This window comes from Achromobacter sp. ISS7 (assembly GCF_056523125.1).
Genome location: NZ_JAWRZD010000001.1, coordinates 5292626 through 5303827 on the forward strand (window position 1 = coordinate 5292626; position 11202 = coordinate 5303827).

General features: G+C 65.1%; 9 protein-coding genes. 5 read left to right on the forward strand and 4 right to left on the reverse strand.

Going from position 1 to position 11202, the window contains the following annotated elements; translation table 11 throughout:
- Positions 1-38: 38 nt before the first annotated feature.
- The 4 genes from AC1HFW_RS24070 to AC1HFW_RS24085 are packed head-to-tail and all read right to left on the reverse strand — an operon-like array spanning position 39 to position 4193.
- Entirely contained in the window at positions 39-1349 is a 1311-nt protein-coding gene (locus AC1HFW_RS24070) for an MFS transporter (protein WP_061073184.1), read from the reverse strand.
- A gap of 32 nt (positions 1350-1381) precedes the next feature.
- Positions 1382-2530 (reverse strand): galactonate dehydratase, encoded by a 1149-nt coding sequence (dgoD, locus tag AC1HFW_RS24075; protein ID WP_006391563.1) that lies wholly within the window; start codon positions 2528-2530, stop codon positions 1382-1384.
- Positions 2527-3180, reverse strand: a complete 654-nt coding sequence (locus AC1HFW_RS24080) for a 2-dehydro-3-deoxy-6-phosphogalactonate aldolase (RefSeq protein ID WP_479285387.1) — start codon at positions 3178-3180, stop codon at positions 2527-2529. The genes dgoD and AC1HFW_RS24080 overlap by 4 nt, the downstream gene beginning before the upstream one ends.
- Entirely contained in the window at positions 3177-4193 is a 1017-nt protein-coding gene (locus tag AC1HFW_RS24085; RefSeq protein ID WP_035359603.1) for a 2-dehydro-3-deoxygalactonokinase, read from the reverse strand. The genes AC1HFW_RS24080 and AC1HFW_RS24085 overlap by 4 nt, the downstream gene beginning before the upstream one ends.
- A 239-nt stretch (positions 4194-4432) precedes the next feature.
- Between AC1HFW_RS24085 and AC1HFW_RS24090 the strand changes: the two genes are divergently transcribed.
- The 5 genes from AC1HFW_RS24090 to AC1HFW_RS24110 all read left to right on the forward strand — a co-directional run bounded on the left by AC1HFW_RS24090 (position 4433) and on the right by AC1HFW_RS24110 (position 11166).
- The gene (locus AC1HFW_RS24090) at positions 4433-5269 is read left to right on the forward strand and encodes an IclR family transcriptional regulator (protein WP_479285388.1); all 837 of its coding nucleotides are present in this window, start codon (positions 4433-4435) and stop codon (positions 5267-5269) included.
- Between the two features lie 116 nt (positions 5270-5385).
- Positions 5386-5892 carry an RNA polymerase sigma factor gene (locus tag AC1HFW_RS24095; protein WP_006391559.1) on the forward strand — a complete coding sequence of 169 codons (507 nt, stop codon included), beginning with the start codon at positions 5386-5388 and terminating at the stop codon, positions 5890-5892.
- Complete coding sequence (locus AC1HFW_RS24100; RefSeq protein ID WP_479285389.1) at positions 5889-6983, forward strand: FecR family protein; 1095 nt, start codon at positions 5889-5891, stop codon at positions 6981-6983. Before AC1HFW_RS24095 ends, AC1HFW_RS24100 begins: the two co-directional genes overlap by 4 nt.
- A gap of 241 nt (positions 6984-7224) precedes the next feature.
- Positions 7225-10419, forward strand: a complete 3195-nt coding sequence (locus AC1HFW_RS24105) for a TonB-dependent hemoglobin/transferrin/lactoferrin family receptor (RefSeq protein WP_479285390.1) — start codon at positions 7225-7227, stop codon at positions 10417-10419.
- A gap of 138 nt (positions 10420-10557) precedes the next feature.
- Positions 10558-11166, forward strand: a complete 609-nt coding sequence (locus tag AC1HFW_RS24110) for a heme acquisition protein HasA (protein WP_479285391.1) — start codon at positions 10558-10560, stop codon at positions 11164-11166.
- The last annotated feature ends 36 nt before the right edge of the window (positions 11167-11202 follow it).

Consider the following 11202-nt stretch of genomic DNA (forward strand, 5'->3'; position numbering starts at 1 on the left):
GGGCGCCCTTCAGGGACTGCGGCAGCGGCGATGCGCGATCAGGCCTCGATGCGCTCCACCTTGCCCACCAGCAGGATGTACGACAGCGCGCCCAGCAGCGCCAGCGACGACACATACACGATGGCCGGCGCGAAACTATCCTTCGACACCAGGAAGCCGATCACGATCGGCGTGCAGATCGACGACAGGTTGCCGACGAAGTTGAACACCCCCCCGGTCAGCCCCAGCAGCCGCACCGGCGCCAGCGCCGACACCAGCGACCACGTGATCGACGCCAGGCCATTGCCGAAGAACGCCACCGCCAGGAAGAAGATCACCCACGGCGTGGAATCGGTGAAGTTGGCGCCGATCATCGACGTCGAGATCAGCAGGCCCAGGATGATGGGCAGCTTGCGCGCCAGGCCCACCGTGGCGCCGCGGCGGATCAGGAAGTCCGACAGCACGCCCGAGCACAGCACGCCGATGAAGGCGGCCAGGAACGGCACCGACGCCAGAAAGCCCGACTTGATGAAGTCCATGCCGCGGTACTTCACCAGGTAGGTGGGGAACCACGTCAGGAAGAACCACAGCGTCGAGGTCAGGCAGAACTGGCCCAGGTACACGCCCCACAGCTTGCGCTGGCTCATCACCAGGCCCAGGTCGTTCCAGTTGAACGGGGCCTTCTTCTCGGTGACACGCTTGTCGAGGTCGACCACGCCGCCGCCCTTCTGGATCAGCTCGATCTCGGCCGCGTTGGCGCCCTTGAACTGGCGCGGTTCACGGTAGATCATGTACCACAGCACGCCCCAGACGATGCCCAGCAGGCCGGTGCTGACGAACACCATGTGCCAGCCGTAGTGGTGCTGCAGCCAGGCCAGCACCGGCGTCAGGAACGCCAGGCCGACGAACTGGCCCGAGGTGTAGAAGCCGATGGCGGTGGCGCGTTCCTTTTCCGGGAACCAGGTCGTGACGACGCGGTTGTTGATCGGATAGGCGGGCGCTTCCAGCGCGCCCACGGCCAGGCGCAGCACGAACAGGATCACGAAGCTGCCGGCAAAGCCCATGAAGAACGTCGCCGCCGACCACAGGATCAGCGCGGCCGCGTACAGCACGCGCGGCGACACGCGGTCCACCAGCCAGCCGCCGGGGATCTGCATGGCGGCATAGGTCCAGCCGAAGGCCGACAGGATCAGGCCTTCGTGCACCGTGTCCAGGCCGAACTCGTCCTTCAGGGCGGGCGCGGCGATCGACAGATTGCTGCGGTCCAGGTAGTTGATGACGACGGTGATGAACAGCATCACCATGATGAGATAGCGGCTGCGTGTCGGCCGCTGGGCGCTTTGCAGGCCCGGATGGGTGGCGGTGGTCAAGGGGGTCTCCTCTTTCGCTTTTTTCTACCGGCTTACCACTCGGCGAAGCTGCCGTCGGCGTGGCGCCAGATGGGGTTGCGCCAGCGGTGGCCGACCGCCGCGCGTTCTTTGACGTATTCCTCGTTGACCTCGATGCCCAGGCCGGGGCCCTGCGGAATCGCGACCATGCCGTTTTCGTAGGCGAACACTTCGCGATTGCTGACGTAGTCCAGCAGGTCGTTGGCCGCGTTGTAGTGGATGCCCAGGCTCTGTTCCTGGATGAAGGCGTTGTAGCAACCGGCGTCGATCTGCAGGCAGGTGGCCAGCGCGATCGGGCCCAGCGGGCAGTGCAGCGCCAGCGCCACGTCGTAGGCCTCGGCCATGGCGGCGATCTTGCGCGTCTCGGTGATGCCGCCGGCGTGCGACGGATCGGGCTGGATGATGTCGACGTAGCCGTCGGCCAGCACGCGTTTGAAGTCCCAGCGCGAGAACAGGCGCTCGCCCAGCGCGATCGGCGTGGACGTCAGCGGCGCCAGTTCCTTCAGCGCCTCGTAGTGCTCGCTCAGCACCGGCTCTTCGATGAACATCAGCTTGAACGGGTCCAGCTCCTTCATCAGCACCTTGGCCATGGGCTTGTGCACGCGGCCGTGGAAGTCCACGCCGATGCCGACGTTGGGGCCGACCGCATCGCGCACGGCGGCCACGTTCTCCAGGCACTTCTCGACCTTGTCGAACGAATCGATGTACTGCAGTTCCTCGGTGCCGTTCATCTTCACGGCGGTGAAGCCGCGCTCGACCGCGCCCTTGGCGGCGGCGGCCGTATCGGCGGGGCGATCGCCGCCGATCCACGAATACACGCGGATGCGGTCGCGCACATTGCCGCCCAGCAGCTGCGACACGGGCACGCCCAGGTCCTTGCCCTTGATGTCCCACAGCGCCTGGTCGATGCCGGCCAGCGCGCTCATGTGGATGGCGCCGCCGCGGTAGAAGCCGCCGCGGTACAGCACGGTCCAGTGGTCCTCGATGTTGCGCGGGTCCTTGCCGATCAGGTAGTCCGACAGTTCCTCGACGGCGGCGGCCACCGAGTGGGCGCGGCCTTCGACGACCGGTTCGCCCCAGCCGACGATGCCGGCGTCGGTCTCGATCTTCAGGAAGCACCACCGCGGCGGCACGATGTAGGTAGTGAGCTTGGTGATCTTCATGCTTGGGTCTCCTGGGCGGGATAGGCGCGTTGCCAGGCGGCGACGAAAGCGCGCGCGTTCTGGCCGACTTCGTTGGCCGACAGGCCGGGTTTGTACAAGGCGGAGCCCAGGCCGAAGCCGCTGGCGCCCGCCTGGGCGTAGGTGGAAAGGTTGTCGGGCGTGATGCCGCCGACCGGCACCAGCGCGATCGGCGGGCGCATCACCGCGCGCCAGGCCTTGAGCACGGCCGGGCCGAGCTGTTCGGCGGGGAACATCTTGAGCACGTCGGCGCCGGCGGCCAATGCCGCGAAGGCCTCGGTCGGCGTGGCCACGCCGGGGCACGAGGCCAGGCCCGCGGCCTTGGCCGCGCGCACCACGGCCAGGTCGCTGTGCGGCATGACGATCAGCTCGCCGCCGGCGTCCTTGATGCGCGCCACGTCATCGGGGTTCAGTACCGTGCCGGCGCCCACCAGGCAATCGGCCGGCAACGCGTCGCGCATGGCGCGGATGCTGGCCAGCGGCTCGGGCGAATTCAGCGGCACTTCGATCAGGCGAAAGCCCGCGTCGTACAGCGCGCGTCCTATGGGCACGGCCTCGGCGGGCGTGATGCCGCGCAGGATGGCGATCAGGCCGCAATGGGCCATGGCGGTTTGCAGTCCGGTATGGGTCATGGTGTGGTCTCGGAAGAAGGGGCGGCGGGCACCAGGCCGGCGCTGACCGCCAGGTGCCACAGGCCGCGCTCGGTGGCGTGTTGCGCCAGTTGCGGCGTGCCCAGGCCGTAGTGCCGCAGCGCCAGGATGTAGCGCTGGCACAGCGCGTCGTCGCCGCACAGCACGATGCGCGGCAGGTCGCCCTGCAGGCGCAGCATGTCGGCCAGCGCGGAAATCTCATGGCCGATCAACAGCCCCGACAGGTAGTCGGCCTGCGACACGCCGGCCAGTTCGCCGGTCAGCCCCAGCGCGCGGGTGCTGAAGATCGTCGACAGCACGCCGGCGCGTCCGGCCGGCACGCCGGCCACTTTCAGGCCGCGCTCGAAGGCAGCCATGTCGGAGGTCGGCGCCTCGACCATGGTGCGGCCCAGGATGGTGTGGCCGCGCAGCGCGGCGTAGACCTCGCCGGTCATGAAGGTGTCGAAATGGGTGACCTGGCCGCGGCGCGCGTTGACCCATTTCGAATGGGTGCCGGGCAGCCCGATCAGCACGCTGTCGGCGGGGTCGCCGGTTTGGTCGAACAGCACGCCGAAGACCTGGGTTTCCTCGCCGCGCATCACGTTGGGCAGGCCGTGACGCTGGATCAGGCCGGGCACGATGTGCACCGGCGTGGCGCCGTTGCGCTCGACGCGCGTCAGCAGGGTGCCGATGCGCGGCAGGTCGACCGGCACGTCCAGGTAGGCGGCCTCCTGCCAGCCCTGGGCGCTGCCGACCATGCCGCAGGCGATCACAGGCAGGTGCGGCTCGGCCCGCAACCAGTCGCCGCAGGCCTGCTCGAAGGCCAGCTCGAAGCCCGATTGGCCGCTCGGGGTGGCGGCGCCGTCCTGCAAAGGCTGGGGCAGGCGCATGATGCCCCACGGCAGATGGCGGGTATCCAGCGTGCGGCCGGCGCCATCGAGGCGGTAGGCGCGCAACGAAGAGGTGCCCCAGTCCAGCGCTATGAGGGCCGCGCGGGCAGGCAATCCGGTTGTCATCAGAATCTGTCTCGTCTCGGGCCGGCGGCGCGCTGCGGGCGAGGGCGCGCCGAAGAGGGCGCGGTATTCGCGAGGGCAGGCGGGTGGCCGACCTTGTTGTCGTCAGGCCCGCGATGGCGCCGGAGCGGCGAGGAGCGGGCTGGGAAAAATTCTAGATCAGCGCTTGAAAAATCTCAAAATATAGAATTAAATCCCATATACAGGGAATCAATCCGATTCCCCGCCTCTGCCGTTGATCCATGTCCGACTCGTCGTCCCTTGCCCCCGCCTACGATCCCGACGCCGCGGCCCCCGCCGGCACCCAGACCCTGATGCGCGGCCTGGGCGTGATCCAGGCCGTTGCCGCGGGCGCGCGCGACCTCAAGGACATCTGCGCCCATATCGGCGTGGCCCGCAGCACCACGCATCGGCTCGCCAGCTGCCTGGTGCAGGAGCGCTACCTGCGTTCGTTGCCCGGCGTCGGCTACGTGCTGGGGCCGAAGCTGATCGAACTCGGTTTCCAGGCGCGCGAAGCCTTCCCCATGGCGACGTTGGCGCGGCCGTACCTCGACAGCCTCGCGGCCGAGACCGGCGACACCATTCACCTGGCGGTGCGCGACAGCGACGAGGTGCTGTACCTGGAAAAGATCCCCGGCAAGAAAGGGCTGGAGATGCGTTCGCGCGTCGGCCATCGCATGCCGCTGGCCGCCACCGGCGTCGGCAAGGCGCTGCTGCTGGACGCCGACGAACCGCAATGGAAAGCGCTGCATCGCGTCGGCGCGCCGGTGTCGTCGCGCGCGCCCGGCGGCCGCCAGACCTGGGAAGCCTTTCGCGAGCGCATGCGCGACTACGCCGCCAACGGCTACGCCTTCGACCTGGAAGACAACGAGCCGTCGATCCGCTGCGTGGCGGCGCCGGTGCGCGATGCCTCCAGCGGCATCGTCGCCGCGATCAGCGTGTCCAGCACCGTGCCGTACATGTCGCTCGAACGCATGCGCGAGATGGTCGACGTGGTCAAGGATGCCGCGGCGCGCATCTCGGCGGAGCTGGGATGGAAGGTGCAGGGCGGTACCGCCCGCTCTCGCGCGGCCGATTGATCAAATCTCCGACGGATTCGCATGTCGCAGTCGCCGGTCCCGCCAGGGATCGATGCTAGTCTCCTCGCTCACCCTTGATGTCCATCACGATTGAGTAGATTGACGGCGACGAGCAAGTGGCGCCCCAACCCGATGTCGCGCGCCTGTATGCGGCTTACGCCGAGCGGCTGCGTCGCTACCTGTTCCTGAAAACCGGCGAAGCCGAACTCAGCGCCGACCTGGTGCAGGAGTGCTTCGCTCGCCTCGTCGCGCAAGAAGACGAGCTGCCCTCCGACAACGCGTTGGCCTATCTTTACGCCATCGCCAACCGTCTGCTGATCGACCACCGCCGCAATCATCACCAGGCCCGTACCGAGGTGGCGTCCGACGAACTCCTGCAAAGCGTGCGCGACCTGCGCACCGCGCCCGACGTCCACGTGCATGTCCGGCGGCAGCTGGCGCGGCTGGCCGCCACCCTGGCGGAACTGCCGTTGCGCACGCGCCAGATCTTCCAGCTCTGCCGCGTCGAGGGCCTGAGCTACCAGGACGCCGCTCGTTACCTGGATATCTCTCCCAGTTCGGTGCAGAAGCACCTGGCCATGGCGCTGGAACTGATGCGCGAACGCCTGGGAGACGACCCTTGAACGCCCGCATTCGCGACTTTTTTTACTGTCTTTCGCGGCTGGGCCGTTATCTCGTTTATGAAGATCCCACCATGTACCTCCTGAGCCGCCCCGGCCGCGAACGACGCCTGCGCCGGCAGGCCAGCCGCTGGGCGTTGCGCCTGGCCTCGGGCACGCTTGCGCCAGCCGAGCAATGCAAGCTGGACCGCTGGCTGGCGCGCGACACGCGCAACGGCCCGGCCTTGGCCGACGCCGAGATGGCCTGGACCTTGGCGGGGGAATGCCGCGACCTGCCCCTGTTCGCGCAGCCGGTACCCCGGTCGCGACGCCAGCAGTGGCGCGCCTGTGCCGCGTGGTGGTGGCGGGCGACGTGCTGGGCGCCACGGCGGCGCGCTGTCGCGATGGCTGGCGTGGCGTTGGCCGTCGCAGCCGCGATCGGCGGGCCTGACGCGGTGGCGCCGTGGCTGGCCGACTATCGCAGCGCGGTCGGCGAAATCCGATCCTTCGACCTTCCGGACGGCAGCCACGTGCTATTGGGCAGCAATAGCGCGCTCGACGTGGAATATGACGCCACCACACGCCGGGTGCGATTGCTGCGCGGCGAAGCCGTGTTCGCACCGGCGCCCACGGGCGCGGCCGAGCCGCGCAGTTTCGTGGTGACGACGGCCGGCGGCAGCATGACCGCGCTGGGCACGCGCTATGCCGTGCGTCGCCAGGATGCGGGGCATGCGTGGATCGGCGTCTTGCAGCATCGTGTCGCGGTCGCGCTGGACCGGGGCCCCGTCTCCGGCGTGGCGCACGCGACGCTCGTGTCAGGTGAAAGCGCCCGCTACAGCCATGCCGGCGGCATCGTGCGCAGCCAGGTCGCGCCCGCTCGCGGCGCGTCCTGGGCCGAGGGCTACCTGATTTTCGACGGCGAGCCTCTCGATGCCGCCCTGCGACGCATCGGCGAATTCCAGCCGGGCCATCTGATCCTGGCGAACCGCGGCGCCGCGCGCCGGCCCGTGCATGCGTTGTTCCACCTGGACAATCTCGACGGCGCGCTCGCCACGCTCCGTGCCGAGATGCATCTGAAGCAGATGCGACTGCCGGGGTTGACGTTGCTGTATTGAATCCCCGGGTACAGCGCCAGGTTTGTAAAACGCAAAAACAAACGCTGGTTTGTATTTGAGGTCGGCTCTTTCATCTGCCGGCTCCGCACGAAAAAGTCTTGTTAGGCCTAGGACGAAATCCCGTGCTTCTTTTGCGCCTCCCCCGGGGATTTCTCTTTTCCAAACTTTTTTTACTGTAGTTCGCTTCTCATCCGTTAATGCTAATGATGCGCGTTTGCATCGGAAGCAACCAAAGACGAACGTGAAGCGAAAACTGATCAATGCCCGCGTGGCGGGCCGAATGATGGGAGCAGGGCTGCTGGCAATGCCTTGCGTGGCAACGGTGTGGGCGCAGTCGCCGATGCCGGTGGCGGCGGGGCAACCCGATCAGCAGGACCATGAGGACGCCGCCGCGCAGGCGCGCACGTTCGATGTCCCCGCCCAACCCATGTCCCAAGCGGTATTGGCGTTCGCCCGCCAGGCCGGCGTCGATCTGTATGTCGGCGATGTCGATCTCTCGTCCTACACAAGCGCCGCCATCAAGGGCGCCTACAGCCCTGCCGCGGCGCTGGTCCATCTGCTGGGCAACAGCCCCATTGGCTACCGGGTATCGGAAGGCAGCGGACGCATCAGCTTCCAGTTGGTCGACAACGGCCCGGGCGGACGCGCCAAGGTCTACTCGTTGAAGCCGGTCGTCGTCCAGGGCAACACCGTCAACGAGCGCGTCTACCAGGCCCCGCGCGCCGTCAGCATCGTCACGCGCGAAGAGATGGACCGCGTCCCGGTGCGCCATGCCGCCGAACTCATCCAGGACACCCCCGGCGTCGCCAGCGCCGTCAACCGCCAGAACCCGGGCCTGTCGATCAACATCCGCGGTATGCAGGACTTCGGCCGCGTCAACATGATGATCGACGGCATGCGCCAGGACTTCGTGCAGAACGGGCACATGCAACGCAATGGAGAAATGTATGTCGATTCGGAACTCCTGTCCGAGGCCGTAGTGGAGCGGGGCGTGGTGCGCGGGGTGCATGGCACCGGCGCGATGGCGGGGAGCGTGGATTTTCGGACGTTGGATTTTGGGGATGTGCTGCGCGAAGGCAGGGATATCGGCTGGAAGCTGCGCGGCATGTCCGGGATGGGATACCAGGGCAACGGCGTCAACTTCATCGGTAGCGCGGCGGGCGCGGCGCGCGCGGGTGAGAACCTGGAAGTCATGGCGGCGGTATCGCGGCGGTCGATCGGGGATTATCGGTTTGGGACGCGTGGCGTAGTGGATGGACAAAATCGGGTCTGGGTGACTGACAGCAGTGGCCGGGGTGGCAGTTTGGTCGAATTCAACGATGTGAAATACGCGGGCCAGGATCAGGATTCCAGCCTGTTCAAGGCACGCTGGAAGTTGAATGATGCATCGTCCCTGCAATTGAGTTATGTCGGTACGCAGGTGAACTATTCGTACACGGCGGATTCTGTCTGGGCGGATCCGGATAGCAGCGGCACCCCTTGGCGCAAGCTGGGAACTTCCAGGGCGCAATCCAACAGCTATGCGCTGGACTACAAGCTGAAGCCGGCGGACAAGCCATGGCTGGATTTGAACGTGAAGATCTATGGGGTCGATACCAACGTCAAGAACTACACGGAACCGAACTATCCCAGATCCGTAGGCGTTGGAGACTTCTTCACCACCGATGCGGCGAAGATTCGAGAGAGCGTTCATTTCGAATACTGGAACAGCGCTGGTACAGGCACTTGTGAAACCGGCGGGTACAAGTCTGGCTATGCGATAGACCTCTGCACCCACTACGGCACTGGCAAGGAAACCCGTTTGCGCACCCGGACCCATGGCTTGCAAGCGGACAATACATCCCGTTTCGTGTTGGGCAAGAGCACGCTACTCAGCGCCCACTACGGCATTGAATATTTCACTGATCGCGCTGCATCGAGCCGCCGCTGGAATAACCAGGGGCGCGAGGTCTCACCGTTCGACGCGGATGGTAAGGACAGCTTAAACCCGCGGGGGCGCCGCAGCATGGGCAGCTTCTTCGCCGAACTGAAGCTGGAAGACGATTTTTATACGGTCTCCGCAGGCTTGCGCTATGAACGGTATCAGGCCAAAGGCAAGACACAGATGCCTGGGACAGCGCCGTTTCATCAAACCTCGGTGAGGGTAGCTGAATCTAGCTTTTGCCATGATGCAACAAGCCACTACTGGGCTTCGCATACCGAGGGCTATATAGAACTCATGTCTGAAGCTTGCCGCATAGCGAGAACTGGTGACGCCGCAGCATTGAAAGCATGGTGGGATTCCGACCATACCTATTTTGAATACGGGTACATGCGCAACCCTAACGGGACGGGCCTTGTACCAGACCCTTCCAAAAAGAAGGTAGCGCACGTGAACCGCCAAAAAAAGGAATTCGAGGAAAAGTTTCCGGACATTTGGTGGGACGACGGGCAGCCCACCATGTACGAGTACGACGTTCATCGCAGCGGCGGCAAGCTGCTGCCGTCGCTGTCCGCCGCCATCCGCCCCGCCCGCTGGCTGGAGTTGTATGGCAGTTGGGGCAAGTCGTGGCGTCCGCCAGCCATCAATGAACTGATGATGGCCGGAGGTCATCCCACGGAAGGCTTCGAAACGATCGTACCCAACCCCTTCCTGAAATCTGAGACCGCCCAAACCTGGGAAGTGGGTGTCAATGCCATCTTCAAGGACGTCATGGCGCGGGGCGACGATCTGTCGTTCAAGGTCGGCTATTTCGACACGCGGGCGGACAACTATCTGTTTTCCTCCATGATGGGGCTGTTGCCGGGAAGTGAGACCAGCCCGGGCAACTACTTCCCGCTACTGGGCACGACCTTCTTTACCAACAATCTCACTCGTACCCGGTTCCGCGGTCTCGAATTGGAAGGACGCTATGACGCCGGTCTTGTCTATGGCGCCGCGAGCTATACGCATTACCTCGGGGGACCGAACAAGTTCTGCGAAAACGTCTATCCCCTGGGCTCTGGGCCAAACCGGTATGACGTGCCTAAGTCGGATGGCAGCTATCCGAAGCCGCACGACGAAGCGCTTGCGGCAGGGTACGACTCCTGGCGGGCCTGGGCCGACGCTTGGACCTCATGCGGCAACTTCGTTTTCAACAGTGCCATTGCCAAGCCTGTGGATAAAGGCATGGTGCTCGTTGGCGTGCGGCTGCTGGAACGCAAGCTGGATACCGGCGTGCGCTTCAACTACAGCGGCGAAGGTTGGTACAACCGCGACACCGGCGGCGCGCAGGTCTGGTTCAAGTACACCACCTGGGACTGGTATGCCAGTTATCAGGCCAACGACAACGTCAAGCTGATGGCGGCGGTCGAGAACATCACCAATCGTATGTACGTGGAAGGCTATTCCGACGCGTTGGCGCGTACGTTCGCTCCTGGCCGCACCGTCACGGTGGGCATGGAGGTGCGCTTTTAAGTCAAGCATTGACCGGGACCGGCGTATGGCGGTCCCTCGAAAGAACATGCGAGTGGTTCGCATGGTTGGCGCCCGCCTGGCGCGGCGTCAACGGAGTCGGGGTAACCCGGCTGAATTCGTAGTTAATGGAGTATGAAAATGTCCGTTTCGATCAGTTTTATCGACGAAAGTCACCTTCCTCAAGGCATCTCGATGGAGGATTCATTGGCATCCATGCTGGTGGTCTTCGAGAACGACGGCGTTGCCGGTGAACACACCGCCGGAAAAAACTATGGAGGCTTCTTCGGTGGCGGCCCCTTCAACGGCACCGACTATGGCTATGCCAGCAAAAACGTTGCCCACTATGCCTTCGTGGCCTCGGGTGAACTGAACTACTACTTCCCGCCGTACAGCGGCCCCAAGGTCGAAGGCGCCACGCCGCACACCGTATGGGGCTCGATGGACTCCATCACCTTGGGTGGTGGGGTGGATCAGGCTGGGCATGTGGTCGATCCGCTCATCACGTTCACGTTCGATGCGCCGATCCATGGCGACGTGTCGGAAGGGCGAGGGAACGACGTACACGACATCGTATGGGGTTTGATGAACGGCCATGTCGATGGCTTCGATGACGTCAAGGCCGGCGTCATGTCCCATGACGGTCTGTTCGGCGCTCTGGTGCAGAACGACATGGACATCAGCATGTCCATCGCCGACCTCGTCGGCCACAACTTCGCCACCGAAGCCGACCTCGCCCTGGCGGCATAACCCTTCCGTGAGTTTCCCCGCGGCTTCTCGGCCTCG